Below are 16,491 nucleotides of genomic sequence, written 5' to 3' on the forward strand. Positions count from 1 at the left end.
ACAGATGTAGAGAGAGTGGGACCACAGGTGCGCAGAGACGTCATCACCGACGCCGCGATCCAGCTCGTGGCCGAACAGGGCATGCGCGGGCTCACCCACCGCGCGGTCGACCGCCGCGCGGGCTTGCCGGAAGGCTCGACCAGCGCGTACTTCCGCACGCGCAAGGCGCTGGTCGAGGGGTTCGTGGAACGGCTCGCCGACCTGGAACGGCTCGACGTGGTGCCCGATCCCGACGACGTCGCGGGCAGCATCGCGAGGACGCTCGACAGCTGGCTCGTCGAGCGGAACAGGACGCTCGCCCGGTACGCGGCGATGCTGGAGGCCACCCACCACCCGGAGCTGAAGTCGATCATGGCCCACTCGCCGCGCGAGCAGGCCACGGCGCTCGCGACGATGCTGGGCCACGACGATTCCGAACGGGCGGGCGCTCACCTCACGGCGTTCCTGGAGGGCCTGCTCTTCTACCGGCTCGTCGGCGCCGGCAGCACGGTCGGACCGGAGCCGGGCACCCCCGAGAGCGTGCGGGACCTGAAAGACGCCGTCGAAAAGGCGTTGCGGCCGTAGGTACCGTGGGTTTCATGGGATTCGGGTACGGGGTCTTCTACCTCTGATCAAGGACGTGTGCCCCAGCGCAACACGTCCTGATTTCGCGTACCCGAAAGAAGATCCCGTGCGTTCGCATGTTCATTTGACGACCCAAGACCTCACCAAGGGTTATGAGGCAGGGCCCGTCGTCGACGGCATCTCGCTGAAGGTCTCCGCCGGTCAGCGTCTCGGCGTCATCGGTGAGAACGGCCGCGGCAAGACCACCCTCCTCCGCCTGCTCGCCGACGACCTGGTCCCGGACCAGGGAACCGTGGCGCGGCACGGTTCGTTGAGCCTCGTGCAACAGGAAATGCCGTTCCACGAGGGCGAAACGGTGGGGGACCTGCTGTCCGAGGCGTTGCGCGAGAGCCGCGAAGCACTGTCCGAACTGGACGGTGCGGCGGAGCCGTTCGACGGCGAGCGCTACGAGAAGGCCCTGGCCCACGCCGAGGACGTAGAGGCGTGGGACGCCGAACGACGCGCGGACATCGCGCTCAAGGCCCTCGACGCGGACCATCCCCGGCAGGTGCGGCTGTCCGAGCTCAGCGTGGGCCAGCGCTACCGCGTCCGGCTGGCCTGCCTGCTCGCCGAACGCGCCGACGTCCTGCTGCTGGACGAACCCACCAACCACCTCGACGCGGACGCGTTGGCGTTCCTGACCGAACGCCTCAAACAGCACCACGGCGTCGTGGTCCTCGTGAGCCACGACCGCACGTTGCTCGACGACGTCTGCACCCAGTTGCTCGACCTCGACCCGTCCCCGGACGGCGAGGTGCGCCTGCACGGCGGCGGCCACCGGGCGTTCAAGGAGGCCAAGCGCGCCGAACGGCAGCGGTGGGAGCAGCGGTTCGCCCAGGAGGAGGCCGAGCACGGCGAACTGGCCGAGAAGGTCGAACGGGCCCGGTCCCGGCTCCAGGACGGCTGGCGGCCGCCGAAGGGCGCGTTCAAGCACAAGCGCGGCACCCGCGCGGCCAACAAGATGCGCACCGTCGCCCGCAGGCTCGACGAGCTCGACGACCAGCGCGTCGACGCTCCCCCACCGCCGTTGCGCTTCACCCCGCCGGAGCTGGAGGCGAGTGGCGACCTGCTGCACGCCACCCCGCTCGCGGTGCCGGGAAGGCTGAGCCTCGCCGAGCCGATCTCGTTGAGCGCGGGCGAGAAGCTCGTGGTCGTCGGCCCGAACGGGGCCGGCAAGTCGACGCTGCTGAACGTGCTCGCGGGCCGCATCGCCCCGGCGCACGGCACGGTGCACCACGCCGGCCGCGTCGCGCTGCTGGCCCAGGAGTCGGTGTTCGAGGACGAGGACGCCACGGCGAGGCGGCTGTGTCCGCGAGTCGCGGAACTCGGCCTGCTCACGGGACAGGACCTGGACCGGCCGGTCGGGCGCCTGTCCACCGGCCAGCGCAGGCGACTCGAACTGGCGGTGCTGCTGAGCGGCTCCCCGCACGTCCTGCTGCTCGACGAACCGACCAACCACCTGTCGATCGCCCTCGTCGACGAGCTGACCGAGGCCCTGCACCGGACGCGCGCGGCCGTGGCCGTCGCGACCCACGACAGGCAGATGCGGACAGATTTCCGGTCGTGGCGGACCGTGACCCTCAATTCACCTTCACGAAGTAATGAAAGTTCTGTAGCTTCGGAACAAGGTCCTCTGCCGAGCACTGGGAGGTGTGCGAGATGACCGAAGTGATCTCCGAGAAGCTGCCCACCACGCGCCAGACCCCGTTCGACCCGCCGCCCGAGCTCGCCCGGATCCGCGACCAGGCCGCGATCAGCAGGCTGAAGTTCGCCGACGGGCACCTCGGCTGGCTCGTCACCGGCCACCACCAGGTGCGCGAGGTGCTGGGAAGTCCCAAGTTCACGAACGACCCCGCGGAACACCACCTGCTGGAGGTCCGGTTCCAGGGAGAGGTGCCGAAGGAGAGGCGCAGGATCAAGCCCGGCATGTTCCTGAACCAGGACCCGCCGGACCACACCCGGCTGCGCAGGATGTTGCAGGGCCAGTTCACGGTCCGGCGGATGAACCAGCTGTCCGAGTGGATCGGCACGATCGTCGACGACCAACTGGAACACCTCAGGTCGTTCGGCGGTCGCGCCGACCTGGTGCAGGAGTTCGCGCTCCCGGTGCCGTCACTGGTGATCTGCGCGTTGCTCGGCGTCGACTACGACGAGCGGCACAGGTTCCAGGAGGACACGGCGAAGCTGCTGAGCCTCAACTCGACGTTCGAAGAGGCCATGGCGGCCATGGAACGCATCGAGGCGTTCATGCGCGAGCTGATCGCCCGCAAGAAGGCGGACCCGGGCGACGACATGATCAGCGACCTGCTCGCCACCGGGGAACCGACGGACGAGGAGGCGTCGAACATGGCGATGCTCCTCCTGCTCGCGGGCCACGAGACCACGGCGAACATGCTGGGCCTCGGCACCTTCACGCTGCTGCAGCACCCGGACCAGCTCAAGATCCTGCGCGACGAGCCGGACGTCGTCGACAACGCCGTCGAGGAGCTGATGCGGTACCTGTCGATCATCCACTTCGGACCGGTCCGCACCGCGACCGAGGACGTGGAGATCGACGGCCACCTCATCAGGGCCGGTGACACGGTGGTGATGCACGTGCCCGCGGCCAACCGCGACCCGGAGAAGTTCCCCGGCAACCCCGAGGAGCTCGACCTGCGCCGCCCGGCGACCGGCCACGTCGCGTTCGGCCACGGCATCCACCAGTGCCTGGGCCAGCAGCTGGCGCGCATCGAGATGCGGATCGCGTTCGCCAAGCTGTTCCAGGCGTTCCCGGACCTCCGCCTCGACACGGCCCCCGAGGACGTGCCGCTGCGCACCGACATGGGCATCTACGGGGTCCACGCGCTGCCAGTAGCGTGGTCGTCATGAAGATCTCGGTCGACCAGGCGAAGTGCTGCGGTTCGGGGATGTGCGTGCTGACCGATCCCGACCTCTTCGACCAGAACGACGAGGACGGCACGGTGGTGCTCCTCGAGGAACACCCGGACGCGGCCCACGAGGCGTCCGCGAAGGAGGCCGCCGGGCTGTGCCCGGCGGGCGCGATCACGATCAGCTAGTCGCGTCGAGGAGCTGCCAGGCGACACCAGTGCCCCGTCGCCTGGCACCAACGCGCGCCTACGACGTGGCCATCCGCAGCTCGTCCACCTCGGCCTGGAACCCCGCCGCCGTCAGCGTCTCCTCCGCCAGCCGCCAGTGCTCCCGGGCCTCCTCGGCCCGCCCGACCCGTTCCAGGGCGTTGCCCAGCACCCGCAACGACCGCCCCACCTCCGGCGCCGACCCCATCTCCCTGGCCTGGTCCATCGCCAGCGCCGCGAGCCTCAACGCCTCGTCGGCGGACGTGGCCATGCCGGACCGGAGCCGCCAGACCCAGATGCGGCCCTGCCGGTCGTCGTGCTCCTCGAAGAACTCCCAGGCCTGCCGCAGCTGTTCCTCGGCGAGCGACTCCTGCCCGGACCGCAGCAACGTGTCCGCGAGGAACAGCCGGACGTTCGCCGCCAGGTCCGGGTCGCCGAGCTTCTGCGCGGCCGCGAGCGACGACCGCAGGAACTCGGCGGACTCCGACAGCTCCCCGGTGAACTGGTGCAACCGCCCCAGTTCCAGGTTCGCCATCAGCTCGCTCTGCAGGTCCCCGAGCGTTGCGGCGACCCTCCGGGCGCGCTCCAGGTACTCCTGACCGGCGACCAGCCCGCCGGCCCGCCGCTCGATGGCGCCGAGGGAGCACAGCACCTCGATCTCGCCGTGCGGGTTCCCGGACGCCACGAACCGGGTCATGGCCTCGCGATGGGCCTCACGGGCTTCGGCGGACCGGCCGCTCCACTCGTGCATCCACCCCATGCCGTACCAGGCGTAGGCCTCGCCCCACACGTCGCCGGCCGCCGCGAACCCCTCCTGCGCGGCCTGGAAGTCGGCGGAGGCGGCGCAGTAGTCGTGCAGGCGGACCCGCAGGATCCCGCGCTGCTGGAACAGCATCGGCCGCCGGGCGGGCGGCGCGCACGACAGGCCCAGCGCGTTGATCTGCTCCCAGTCGTCGAACCGGGCCCGCAGGTCGCAGAACGCGGCCGACCGCACGGCCAGTTCGGCGGCCAGCTCGCCCAGCTCCAGCGCGGCGGCCTGCGTGATCACGGCGTGGACGTTCTGCCACTCCGCGTCGAACCACTCCGCCGCGTCCCCGAGGTCGAACCGTTCCAGCTCCAGGGGTTCCAGCCGGACGCCCTGGTGCGGCAGCTCGGCGTCGGCGCGCGTCGCGAGGCCGAGCCACTGCTCGAACAGGCCGCGCAGCGCCACGGCCGGGTCCTCGGTGGCCGCCTCGCGGCCGAAGGCGCGCAACAGGTCGTGCAGCCGGTACCGCACCTGTCCCAGCGCGTCGCGTCCCGCGTAGTCGACCAGCCGGGCGTCGACCAGCGCCTCGACGTGGTCCTCGGCGTCGTCGAGCTCGAGGCCCAGCAGCGGGGACGCCACCCAGGCCGGGAAGTCCGGCGTGTCCACCAGCGACAGCAGCCGGAACGCGGTCCGGTGCGACTCGTCCAGCCCGTCGTAGGACAACGCCAGCGAGGCGCGGACGTCGAGGTCGCCCACCGACAGCTCGTCGAACCGGCGGCGTTCGTCGGACAGCCGGCCGGCGAGCTTCGCGAGCTGCCAGTGCGGGCGCGCGACCAGGCGGGCCGCCGCCACCCGCAACGCCAGCGGCAGCTTGCCGCAGTACGTCACGATCTCCTGTGCCGCGGCGGGTTCGGCGGCGCACCGCGCCTCGCCGACGGCGGCCTTCAGCAACGCCAGCGCGTCCACCGGGGGCAGCACGTCCAGCGGCACGACGTGAGCGGCCTCGAGCCCGGCCAGAGCCGCCCGCGACGTCACCAGCGCCGCGCCGGAGGTGGTCCCGGGCAGCAGCGGACGCACCTGCGCCTCGTTCACCGCGTTGTCCAGCACGACGAGGATGCGCCGGTCCGACAACAGGTCCCGGTACAGGTCGACCCGGTCCTCCACAGTGGACGGGATCGCGCCACCCGAAACGCCCAGGCCGCGCAGCAGGCGGTCCAGCGCGGCCGCGGGTTCGACGGGCTTCTGCTCACCACCGCGCAGGTTCAGGTACAGCTGACCGTCCGGGAACGCGTCGCGGACGGCGTGGGCGCAGTGCACGGCCAGCGAGGTCTTGCCGACGCCACCGGGACCGGTGATCGTCCACGTGCCGCCGGCGCGCAGGCCCGCGGTCAGGCGCGCGACCTCGTCGGCCCGGCCGGAGAAGTCGCCGACCGCGGGCGGCAGCCACGACGGTCCGGACTGGACGGCGGGCACCGGTGCGGAGGAGCCCGCCAGCACCTCCATGTGCAGCGCGCGCAGCTCGGCGTTCGGGTCGATGCCGAGCTCGTCGGCGAGCACGTCGCTCGCGCGCCGGAACACGTCCAGGGCCTGCGCCTGCTGGCCCGTGCGGTGCAGCGCGAGCATCAGCTGGTACCAGAAGCGTTCGCGCAGCGGGTGTTCCGCGACCAGCGACCGCAGTTCGTCGACGACCTGGTCGTGCCGGCCCAGCTGCAGCTCGGCGTCGTTGCGGCGTTCCAGGACCTCCCAGCGCTGTTCGTTCAGTCGCTGCACGTCGGTCTGCTCCATCCGCAGCGACGAGACCTGGTCCAGCGCGGGACCGCGCCACAACGCCGCGGCCTCGCCGAGCAGGCGCGCCTCGGTCTCCAGGTCGGGCGCGCGACGGGCCTCGGCGCGCAGCCGCTGGAACGTCAGCAGGTCGAGCTGGTCGTCCTCCAGGTGGATCGAGTAGCCCGTCGGCCACGTGCGGACGAGCTTGCGGTCCGCCAGGTCGTCCAGCGTCTGCCGCAACCGCATGATGTACGTCTGCAGGGTCGCGCGCGCCGACCCCGACGGTTCCTCGCCCCAGAGGTGCTCCATCAGCTCGTAGGACGACACCGGAGCGTTCGCCTTCATCAACAGCGCGGCGAGCAGGACCCGCTGCTTGGCCGAACGCAGCTCCACCGCCCGGCCCGCGTCGATGACCTGCAACGATCCGAGAACCCTGAACTCCCACCGCCGTTGCATGTGCCCGATCCTAACCAGCCGGTAACCAGACGTGTCAGCGATATGTCAGCGGCCGTCGTGATGCTCACAGCCCATGAAGAGGACAACGCTGATCGCCGCCGCCGCGTTGCTTCTGGGTCTCGTCACGTCCGGCCAGGCGCAGGCCGAGAGCGCACCCGGCTGCGGGCCGGTGACCCAGATCGGCAGCACCGCCCACGTCGGCGACAACGGTCAGAAGTGGGCGTCGGTCAAGCAGTTCAAGGGCTGCGGCAAGAACTGGGCGTACGTCTACACCTGGTCCGGCGTCCACAGCGCCGGTGCGCCGTACACGCCGGAACTGATCTCGATCGAGCAGTGGGCCTCCAAGGACGCGCGGGAACCGTACGGCCACCCCGGACTGAAGCAGGGCCGCTACCGCCAGCAGGAGCTCTGGTCGGGCGGCACCAACACCCTCGGCGACTGCACGTCCGCCTACGTCGAGTGGAACTCCGGCGCTCAGACCTACCGCGTGCGCACCGACATCCGCTGCTGACCTCCGAACCGGAGCGGCGTCCTGGCCCCCAGCTGGACGTCGCTCCTCCCCGGTCGGTGCCGCCGGGGCCCGAAGCCCAAACCTCTCCTCGGGCCCCGGTGACGCCTTCCAGGCCTCAGGCCGCGCCCTGCGACGCCGTCATGAACTTCCCCAGGCGTGCCGCCAGCTCGTCCGCGGCCGCGTTGCCCCGCAACCGTTCCGCCTCCTGCTTCAGCGGCCGCATGCGGTCGCGGGTGCGCGCCGAGCGGATGGGACCGGACAGCTCGATGGCCTGCCGCCCGACCTCGCCCGCCTGCTCGGCCTCGTTCTGCACCAGGTAGTTCACCGCCAGCGCGGCCAGCCGGAACGACTGGCTGCGCGACGCGTCCTCCCCGCCGGAGGAGATCGCCCTGGTGAGCAGCGGGATCGCCGACCGCGCGTACTTCACGTCGCAGGTGCGCGCGAGCTCGGTGTGCACCATGCCGCCGATCGACACCAGGTCCGCGAAGTCGAAGAACCGCGCCCACGGCGGCGCGTCCTCGGCCGCGGAGCGTTCGAACTCGTCCTGGGCGCGCGCGAACTGGCGCAGCGCCTGCCTTTCCGCGCCCATCTTCGCGAACGCCCACGCCTCGTTGGCGTGCAGGATCGACACGGCCAGCGTCGACCCGCTGGCCTGCGCGATGGGCAGTCCGCGCTGGAACGACGCCAACGCGTCCTCCGCCAGTTCGTAGTGCAGGTGCACTCGGCCCATGCGGTAGTGGATGTTCGCTTCCAACGCGCTGTTGCCCGACGCGCGCGCGAGCCCCATCGCACGGCCGAAGTGCAGGTGTGCCGACTCCAGCAGCCCCATGTCGAACGACGCCCAGCCGGCCAGGTTGTGCAGGTCCGCGATCGCGACCTGGAGCCGCCGCACCACCTGCCCGGGCGGCCCGGTGTCGAGCAACGGGTTCGCCCACCTCAGCAACGCCACGCAGGCGTCCCGGCACGAACCGCCGCCGTATTCGTGGTCCAATGCCCGCAAGGCGCTCGTGAGGGTTTCGACATGCCGCACGTCGGTCTTGTCCACGCGAGCGGGAAATGCGTCTGCGTTGAACATAGGTAGACCCTCCTGACGTGCTCAGCGCACCCGCACAAGGGGTACCCCGTGGCACACAGCCGGTACTCACCGCGCCGCCACCATCCCGCTGTCGGACCTGGTCGGGAAGGGTCTTTCGACTCTCCCCGCGCACAGCGGCGCGGCCACCACAACGCCGTGGTGGCCGCGCCTACGATTACGGACGGCCGTGGTGAACCGAAAGCGGCCATCGAGGTGTCGGGAAATCCGCACTGAATCAATTCCCCGTGACGACCGCTCACCGAAACGGCCGATCGGGTCACTCGTCCAGGGTCACCACCTGGGCGGGGCACCTGTCCACCGCGTCACGAACGCCCGGCAGCAGCTCCGCCGGTGGTTCGGCGATGAGCACGAGGCCGATCCCGTCGTCGTCGGACTGGTCGAACACGTCCGGTGCGGCGAGCACGCACTGGCCCGATCCGATGCACCTCTCCTGGTCTATGCGGACCGTCACGTCACCACACCACCGGGATCTCGGCGGCACCGTAGGTGATCATGTCGTTGCGGTACCTCATCTCCGTGACGGGCACCGCCGGGCGCAGGTTCGGGAACCGCTCGAAGAGCGTCCGCAGGCCGATCTGCAGCTCGGCGCGGGCCAGGTTGGCGCCGAGGCACTGGTGCGGCCCGAACCCGAAGCCGAGGTGCGACACGGCGTCGCGTTCCAGGTCGAGCTCGTCGGCGCGCGGGCAGAGCGCCTCGTCGAGGTTCGCCATGAGCGACACGCTCACCCACTCCCCCGCCCTGATCAGCACGCCGTCGACCTCGACGTCCTCGGTGGCCCTGCGGGTGAGGCCGGGACCGCCGAGGTGGCCGACGGTGTAGCGCAGGAGCTCCTCGACCACGACGTCCGCCCGGCCCGGGTCGCGCCGCAGGACCTCCAGCTGGTCGGGCTGCTCGAACAGGTGCAGCGTGAAGAGGCCGAGGAAGTTGGACGTGGTCTCGTGCCCGGCCGCGAGCAGGCCGATGCAGAGGAAGATCAGCTCGTCCATGCTGAAGTCGGTGTCGTTGGCCATCAGGCCGATCATGTCGTCGTTCGTGCCGGCGGCCTTCTTCGCGGCGACGATCGGCGCGAGCACCTCGGCGAGCTTCGTGGCGTGCGCGAGGTACTCGTCCTTCGAGCCGTTCTTGCCGAACAGGTCACCGGCCGTGGCCTGGAACAGCTCCTGGTGCTCCGGCGGCACGCCGAGCAGTTCGGCGATCACCAGTGACGGCAGCGGCAGGCACAGCGAGGCCACCAGGTCGGCCGGGGCGCCCTTGGCCTCCATCACGTCGAGGTGCTCGTCGACGATCTGCTGGATCCGGGGCCGCAGCTCGTTCATGCGCTTGACCATGAAGCCCCGCGAGAGAGGACGGCGCAACCGCATGTGCTCGGGGCCGTCGATCCCGTTGATGTTGCCCGGCTGGTCGGGGTCGAGCACGGCCTCCCCCGCGTCCGTGCGCATCTCGGGCTGACCGCCCTTGCGGGTGCTGAACCGCGGGTCGGACAGCACCTGCCGGACGCCGGCGTAGCTCGACACCATCCACGCCTCGACACCGTTGGGCCACAGCATCCTCACCGGCCCGTCGCTGACGGCCTCCTGGAAGCCGACCGGCGGCTGGAGCGGGTGGTCGCGGTCCTGGTGGACCGGGCAGACAGCAGCTTCAGTCACGGGAGTCCCCTCAATAGAACAAATCTGTTCTTTTGAAACCATGACCGAACGTAGCGGAACAACTACGCCTTGACGAGTTATTTGGTCCTAAAGGTGCCGATGAGCGGTCTCAACAGGCCGTCCACGATGGCGTCGACGACGCCCCGTTCCTCCGACCGCAGCACGAACGTCGAGATCAGCGCGGTGATGAGCACCTCGGCGTCGAGGCTCGCCGGCAGCTCGCCACGTGCCTTCGCCCGGTCCGCCGCGACCCGCAGGTGCTCCGTGTAGGCGCGGTCGACGTGCTCCTCCCGCAGGCACGCGAGGTCGGCGTCCTGGCGACTGCCCTCGAGCAGACCGAGGAAGATCCCGGCGGTGTCGAACGGCTGCGGCTCGCCCCACGCCCGCATGATCTGGCGGACGTCCTCGGCGAACGTGCCCTCGTCCGGCTGGGTCAGTCGGGGCATGTTCGCCTTCAGCGCGTCGGTGATCAGCCGCGCCTTGGACGGCCAGCGCTGGTAGAGGCTCGCCTTGCTCGCACGGGCCCTGCTCGCGACGAGGTCCATGTTGAACCGCGCGTAGCCGACCTCGGCGAGCACCTCGAGGACAGCGGCGAAGACCTCCTGCTGACGCGCCGGCGCGTCCAGGGGCGTGCGACCCACATCAGCTCCATCTTCGGCCGCTGCTCCGCAGACGGCGGCGAGTCCGCCGGGAAGACGCAAACTCGCGCTCACTCAGGTGACGGGCACAGTACCGCCGGGCGCGTCCAGCAGCCGACCCGTCCGCCGCACCGACATCCAGCGCAGCTGCGTGCCGTGCAGCGCCGTGATCAACGACTGGATGACCACGACGTACATCAGCTGCCGGTACACGACCTGTTGCAGCGGATAGGCCCACAACGGCCTGAGCGACTCTCCGTCGAGCCGCAGCGCGTATCCGGCACTCGCCGTCTGGATCAGCAGGAACACCGTCCACACGACCAGCGCGAGGGGCGCGTCCGCGACGAGGAACCCGTACAGCACGAAGAGGTCCATCACCGGTGCGAGCAACGGCAGCAGCAGGTGGAACGCCAGCAGGTAGAGGATCCCGAACCGGCCCATGGGCCCCTTCTCCACCAACGCGCGGCGGTGCTTCCACATCGCCTGGAAGGTGCCGTAGGACCAGCGGTAGCGCTGCCGGAACAGGCCGTGCACGGTGACCGGTGCCTCGGTCCACGCCTTGGCCTCCGGCCGGTACGCGACCCGCCAGCCCGCGCGCGTGACGGCCATCGTGAGGTCCGTGTCCTCGGCGAGCGTGTCGTCGCTGACGCCGCCGACGTCGTCGAGCGCCTCCCGGCGGAACGCCCCGACCGCGCCCGGGACCGTCGGGATGCAGCGCAGCGCGTGCAGGATCTGCCGGTCCAGGTTGGAGCCCGCGCAGTACTCCAGGTGCTGCCAGCGCCCGAGCAGGCCCTGCCGGTTGCCGACCTTGGCGTTGCCGGAGACCGCGCCGACGTCGTCGTCCGCGAACGGCTGCACGAGCTGGCCGACCGTGTCCGGTTCGAAGATCGTGTCGCCGTCCAGCAGCACCAGCAGGTCGTGGCGCGCCTCGCGGACACCCGCGTTCAGCGCCGCCGGCTTGCCCTGGTTGGTCTGCCTGATCACCGTGACGCCGGGCAGGTCCAGCTCCTCGGCGACGTCCGCGGTGCCGTCGGTCGAGCCGTCGTCGACGACGACCACCTCGACGTCGGCGAGGTGGTTGTTCGCGGCGATGGACCGGACGGTGGCGGCGATGTTCAGCGCCTCGTTGTACGCCGGGACGACCACCGAGACCGGCGGGGCGAACCAGGGTGGCGGTTCCCCCTCGCTCTCGCGCCGCAACCGCCGGTCGGTGTGCGCGAGGCCGAGCTGCATGAACGTGCGCAGCAGGCCGAGCAGGGCGGCGACACCGATGGCCGTGCCGAACAGCGCGAGCACGAGCCCGCCGTTGCGCTGCGACCACGTGGTGACGGCGCCGGTGAACCGCTCGCGGTCCGACGCGGCGACCGGTTCCTCGTCGCTGACCAGGACGAACCGGTAGCCGGGCAGCTTGACGAGCTCGCGGACGATGTCGCCGCCGATGCTGCCGTCGTCGTGCAGCCGGACGACACCCTTCTTCTCCCGCAACGACATCCGCACCAGCGTGCCCATGTCCTGGTGCTCGCGGTCGCCGCTGTCGACCTCCTCCGGCGCGCCGACCAGTCGCGTGTGGACGCCCAGCGCGTCGGCGAGCGCGGCCTGCGCCAGGGCGACGTTCAGCGGGTCGGCGAAGTCGCCCTCGGCGCGGAACCCGTCGAGGCCGATCCGGTGCCCCTCGGCGACGATCCAGCGCGCCACGTCCGGGTGGCGGGTGACCTGGGCGCCCGTGACGTAGAAGGTCGCCCTGATCCCCGCGGTGTGCAACCGTTCCAGCGTGCGCGGGGTCCACTTCGGGTCCGGGCCGCCGTGGAACGCGAGCGCGAGCGTGCCCTCGGGCAGCTCGACGCGGTGGCCGGTGTGCGGCACGGGTTCGGGCCTGACCGCCGCGTAGGCGTGCAACGACACCACGCACATCAGCACGAGCAACCCGAGCAGGATGGAGATCCAGTGCAACCGGGGTGTGCGCTTCACCACGCTCCCAGCAGCGTGCCGCCGACGGCGGCGACGAACACGACCAGTCCACAAGCGACGGTCCAGCTGACCACCCTGGCCGCTACCCGTCTAGCTCCGGTTCTGTCGACGAAGACCTGCATTTCCTTCTTCCCCCCATGAAAACGCGGACGAGCGCGACCACCAGTGCCGCGCCGACCGCCGCCGCCATCCACGGGAACCCGTGCACGAGCCACGGAACCGCGTCAGCGCCGAACTCCTTGAAGCTCCCCCAGAGACCGAGCCTCTTCGACTGCCGTTCCCAGGCCGCGTCGCCCACCGCGACCACGACGAACACGAGAGGTGGCGCCGGTGCCACCGTCCACAACCCCACCGGGCGCACGAGCGCGGAGGCGACCAGCGCGCCGCCCACGAGCCACACGCCGGATGCCCAGCCGAAGTCGTCGCCGCCCACCCAGACCCCCGTCTGCGTGAACACCGCCAGCATCGCGACCGCGGCGAGACTGGGCAGTTGAACCCCCATGGCGCACTAGGATAATTCAGGGGGTGTCCGATTCATGCAAGTACGTGGTGCCGGTCTCGTCCTGGTCCTGACGCGCACCGCGTGGGCGGCTCTGAGCGCGGTCGTGCTCGCCGCCTCGGCGGTCGTCTGGTCCACGGTGTCCACCGTCTCGACGGGCGTCGAGCGGTCGTACGCGATCACCGCCGACGCGCCCCGCTCGGAGTCCGGCCGCAACATCCTGGTGATGGGCCTGACGACACGCCTCGACCTGCACGGCGAACCGCTGCCCGACGACGTGCTGCGCCGCATGCAGGCGGGCGAGAGCGACCGGGGCGGCTACAACGCGAACACGCTGATCCTGTTGCACATCCCCGCTTCCGGCCCCGCTGTGGCGATGTCCGTGCCCCGCGACAACCTCGTCCCGCTGTCCTCGGGCGGCGAGGGCAAGATCAAGGAGGCGTACGGCCGGGCCAAGATCGTCGAGGAGGACCGCCTGCGCGCGGCGGGCACGCACGACAAGCGCGAACTCGAACGCGCCGGCCGCGAGGCGGGCAGGCGGGCCCAGGTGCGGACCGTGTCGGCGTTCCTGAACCAGCCGATCGACCACCTCGTGGAGATCTCGCTGATCGGCTTCTTCCACATCGCCGAGGGCCTCGGCGGCGTGGACGTCTGTCTGCGCCACGCGACGAAGGACCCGTTGTCCGGCGCGGACTTCCCGGCCGGCCCGCAGCACCTCGACGCGGCGCAGGCGCTGTCGTTCGTGCGGCAGCGGCACGGCCTGAAGGACGGCGACCTGGGCCGGACGCGGCGCCAGCAGGCGTTCCTCTCGGCCGTGACGAAGCGGTTGAGGGGTGCCGACGTCACCGCAGTGCAGGCGATGATCGACATGGCGAAGCAGGACGTGGTGCTGGACGCGGGGTTCGACCTGGTCGGGTTCGCGCGCGAACTGCCGGCGGAGGTGCGCTTCGACACGCTGCCGATCGAGGGCGGCGCGCACCTCGGCGGGCTCGACGTGAACAAGGTGGACCAGGAGAAGGTGCGGGCGAAGGTGACGGAGCTGGCGACCGCGCCGCCTCCCCCGCCGCCGGACGACGGCATCCCGTGCGTGGACTGAGGCGCGCGGACCGGGGTGTGTGGACCGGGGTGCCTGAACCGGGTGAGGCGGCCCGCGCCTGAACAACGCCCCTCACACCCCAGCTGCACCCTCAGTTGCGCCGCTGCGTCACCCAGGTCGCGATCTGCGCCCGGGACGTGAACCCCAGCTTCTGCAGGATCCGCTCCACGTGCCCCTCCGCGGTCCGCCGCGCGATCACCAGCCGCGCCGCGATCTCCTTGTTCGACATCCCACCCGCGATCAGGTCGGCGACCTGCTGCTCCCGCCGCGTCAACGGCGTCAGCGCCACCACGGGCGCCGCCTCCCGCTCCTGCTCCTCCCCGATGGCGAACGCGATGGCGTCCTCCAGTTCGAGGTCCATGCCCTTGCGGAACACCGAGCGGAACTCCTGCTCGCCGAGCGCGGACACCACCGCCGACTCGCACTCGCCGTGCGGCGCGCCGAAGTACCGCGACCCGAACATGGGATAGCCGACCGACTGCCAGATCTCGCTGGTGGCGCCGAGCAACGTCGCCGCGCGGCCCGCGTTGCCCTGGGAGGCGGAGATCCAGGCCAGGATCTCGAGCGACAGCACGATGCCCAGCAGGTCGTGGAACGTGCGCTTGATCCGCAGGCACTCGCGGCCGAGCCGGTCGGCGCCCGCCAGGTCGCCGCTCACCCACGCGCAGAGCGCCAGCACCCAGATCGCGTACGCCTGCGCCCACTGCTCGCCGTGCTCCTCGCCGACGGCCTTGGCCTCGACGCAGAGCCGTTCGGCGGCGGCGAAGTCGTGCCGGAACGTCGCCGAGATCGCCAGTTCGATGCCCGCGAGCATGGTGTGGCTGTTGACGGTGCCCTGGCCGCGGTACAGGCGCATGGCCTCCTCGAACATGCTGTCCGCGAGGTCGAGGTCGTCGCCGACCAGGTGGGTGCAGGCGATGCGGTGGGTGGAGTAGGCGAGCGCGGAGGCGTCCCCGGACTCGACGGCGTATCCGCGGCACTCGTCCAGCATCGCGGTCGCCGCGGCCAGGTCGCCCTGCAGCGTCGCGACGTAGCCGTTGACCCACAACGCCTTGGCGCGCAGCGGGCCGGGTTTCGCGCTCGCCACCGCGCGGTCGAGCCAGTGGCGGCCCTCGCCGAGCATGCCGCAGCCCGCCCAGTAGAACCACAGCGTGCTCGCCAGGTGCACGCAGTGGTCGCCGTCGGTGTCGAAGCAGAAGTCCAGGGCGCACCGCAGGTTCCCCTGCTCCAGGCGGGTGAGCCGGAAGATGTGCGGCTGGGCCGGGCCGAACCACTCCTGTTCCCGCCGCTCGGCCCAGTCGATGTAGTGGTCGCGGTGCCGTTCCCGCAGGACCTGTTCGCGTCCGGCGGCGCGCAGCTTCCCGAGGCCGTACTGGCGCAACGGCTCCAGCAGCCGGAACCGCGTGCCGGACGGGTGCTTCTCCGACACCACGACCGACTTGTCGACCAGGCCCATCAGCGACTGCAGAACCTGCTCGGGCGCGACGCCGTCACCGGAGCAGACCCGTTCCGCGGCCTCCAGGTCGAACGTGCCGGCGAACACCGACGCCCGCGCCCACAGGATCTGCTCCGGCAACGTGCACAGGTGGAAGCTCCAGTCCACCGCGGCGTGCAGCGTCTGGTGGCGGGGGTCGCCGCCGCGCTTGCCGTCGCCGAGCACCCGGAAGGTGTTGTCCAATCTGGACAACAAGTGGTCAAGGCTCAACACGCGCAGGCGCACCGCGGCCAGTTCGATGGCCAGCGGGATCCCGCCGAGCAGCGCGCAGATCTGGGCGACCTCGTCGTGGTTGCGCTGGTCGAGGACGAACCCGGGCTCGACGGCGGCGGCCCGTTCGGCGAACAGCGCCAGCGCCGGGTCGGGCGGCAGGGGCGTGACCTGCCAGAGGTGTTCGCCGTCGACGCCGAGGCGTTCCCTGCTGGTCGCGAGCACGCGCAGGCCGGGGGCGCCGCGCAGCACCGCGTCCACGAGGTCGGCGGCCGCCGCGACGACGTGCTCGCAGTTGTCCAGGACCATCAGCACCTGCCGGTCGCGCAGGTGTTCCACCAGGACGGTGCGGTGCATCCGGACCGTGTCGTCGTGCACGCCCAGATGCTCCAGGACCGTGTGCACGACCAGTTCCGGGTCGGTGACGCCGCCCAGGTCGACGACCCACACCCCGTCGCGGAACGCCCTGCTCGCGCCGGCGGCGGCGCGCAACGCCAGGCGCGTCTTGCCCACCCCGCCGACACCCGTCAGGGTGACGAGGCGCGACTCGGACAGCAGCCTCCTGACCTCGGCGACGTCGTGCTTGCGGTCGACGAAAGTAGTTGTGTCGGCAGGCAAATTGCCCTTGCGACCTGGGGAAAGCGAACCGCCCACAGCGGCACCCTAGGTCGGCCCGATCTCCCGCTG

The 16,491-nt window shown here is 71.0% G+C and carries 14 protein-coding genes; 6 read left to right on the plus strand and 8 right to left on the minus strand.

The genetic code is table 11. From position 1 onward, the window contains the following. Nucleotides 1-27: 27 nt before the first annotated feature. The 4 genes from ND450_RS23350 (at nt 28) to ND450_RS23365 (ending at nt 3,659) form a co-directional block, all read left to right on the plus strand. Complete coding sequence (locus tag ND450_RS23350) at nt 28-564, plus strand: TetR/AcrR family transcriptional regulator (RefSeq protein ID WP_253320855.1); 537 nt, start codon at nt 28-30, stop codon at nt 562-564. 124 nt (nt 565-688) lie between these two features. Continuing rightward, nucleotides 689-2,266: an ABC-F family ATP-binding cassette domain-containing protein gene (locus tag ND450_RS23355; RefSeq protein WP_253320856.1), complete on the plus strand. Its 1,578-nt coding sequence runs from the start codon at nt 689-691 to the stop codon at nt 2,264-2,266. Continuing rightward, a complete protein-coding gene (locus ND450_RS23360) occupies nt 2,263-3,471 on the plus strand; it encodes a cytochrome P450 (protein WP_253320857.1) in 1,209 nt (402 codons plus the stop codon). Before ND450_RS23355 ends, ND450_RS23360 begins: the two co-directional genes overlap by 4 nt. Then, nucleotides 3,468-3,659, plus strand: a complete 192-nt coding sequence (locus tag ND450_RS23365; RefSeq protein WP_089922523.1) for a ferredoxin — start codon at nt 3,468-3,470, stop codon at nt 3,657-3,659. The genes ND450_RS23360 and ND450_RS23365 overlap by 4 nt, the downstream gene beginning before the upstream one ends. A gap of 58 nt (nt 3,660-3,717) precedes the next feature. Here the strand turns inward: ND450_RS23365 and ND450_RS23370 are convergent, their stop codons facing one another. Then, complete coding sequence (locus ND450_RS23370) at nt 3,718-6,645, minus strand: BTAD domain-containing putative transcriptional regulator (RefSeq protein ID WP_253320858.1); 2,928 nt, start codon at nt 6,643-6,645, stop codon at nt 3,718-3,720. A 73-nt stretch (nt 6,646-6,718) separates the two neighbouring features. Here ND450_RS23370 and ND450_RS23375 point away from each other — a divergent pair, with 73 nt between their 5' ends. Beyond that, nucleotides 6,719-7,156: a hypothetical protein gene (locus tag ND450_RS23375; protein ID WP_253320859.1), complete on the plus strand. Its 438-nt coding sequence runs from the start codon at nt 6,719-6,721 to the stop codon at nt 7,154-7,156. Nucleotides 7,157-7,271: 115 nt separating this feature from the next. Here the strand turns inward: ND450_RS23375 and ND450_RS23380 are convergent, their stop codons facing one another. The 6 genes from ND450_RS23380 to ND450_RS23405 all read right to left on the minus strand — a co-directional run bounded on the left by ND450_RS23380 (nt 7,272) and on the right by ND450_RS23405 (nt 13,006). Then, nucleotides 7,272-8,231, minus strand: coding sequence for a transcriptional regulator (locus tag ND450_RS23380; RefSeq protein WP_143091787.1), 960 nt, complete (start codon nt 8,229-8,231; stop codon nt 7,272-7,274). A gap of 277 nt (nt 8,232-8,508) precedes the next feature. Next, a complete protein-coding gene (locus tag ND450_RS23385; RefSeq protein WP_089922370.1) occupies nt 8,509-8,703 on the minus strand; it encodes a ferredoxin in 195 nt (64 codons plus the stop codon). A 1-nt stretch (nt 8,704) separates the two neighbouring features. Continuing rightward, nucleotides 8,705-9,898 (minus strand): cytochrome P450, encoded by a 1,194-nt coding sequence (locus ND450_RS23390; protein WP_253320860.1) that lies wholly within the window; start codon nt 9,896-9,898, stop codon nt 8,705-8,707. Between the two features lie 77 nt (nt 9,899-9,975). Then, a complete protein-coding gene (locus ND450_RS23395; RefSeq protein WP_253320861.1) occupies nt 9,976-10,539 on the minus strand; it encodes a TetR/AcrR family transcriptional regulator in 564 nt (187 codons plus the stop codon). Between the two features lie 72 nt (nt 10,540-10,611). Further along, nucleotides 10,612-12,504, minus strand: coding sequence for a glycosyltransferase (locus ND450_RS23400; protein ID WP_253320862.1), 1,893 nt, complete (start codon nt 12,502-12,504; stop codon nt 10,612-10,614). 82 nt (nt 12,505-12,586) lie between these two features. Next, on the minus strand, nt 12,587-13,006 hold the full coding sequence (locus ND450_RS23405) for a DUF6542 domain-containing protein (RefSeq protein ID WP_253320863.1): 420 nt from the start codon (nt 13,004-13,006) through the stop codon (nt 12,587-12,589). A 34-nt stretch (nt 13,007-13,040) separates the two neighbouring features. On the opposite strand from ND450_RS23405, the gene ND450_RS23410 reads away from it, so the two are divergent. Further along, complete coding sequence (locus ND450_RS23410) at nt 13,041-14,099, plus strand: LCP family protein (protein ID WP_253320864.1); 1,059 nt, start codon at nt 13,041-13,043, stop codon at nt 14,097-14,099. 91 nt (nt 14,100-14,190) lie between these two features. Here ND450_RS23410 and ND450_RS23415 read toward each other — a convergent pair whose 3' ends face one another. Beyond that, complete coding sequence (locus ND450_RS23415; protein ID WP_253320865.1) at nt 14,191-16,422, minus strand: LuxR C-terminal-related transcriptional regulator; 2,232 nt, start codon at nt 16,420-16,422, stop codon at nt 14,191-14,193. Between the last annotated feature and the right edge of the window lie 69 nt (nt 16,423-16,491).

This window comes from Lentzea sp. HUAS12 (assembly GCF_024125735.1).
GTDB lineage: Bacteria > Actinomycetota > Actinomycetes > Mycobacteriales > Pseudonocardiaceae > Lentzea > Lentzea albida.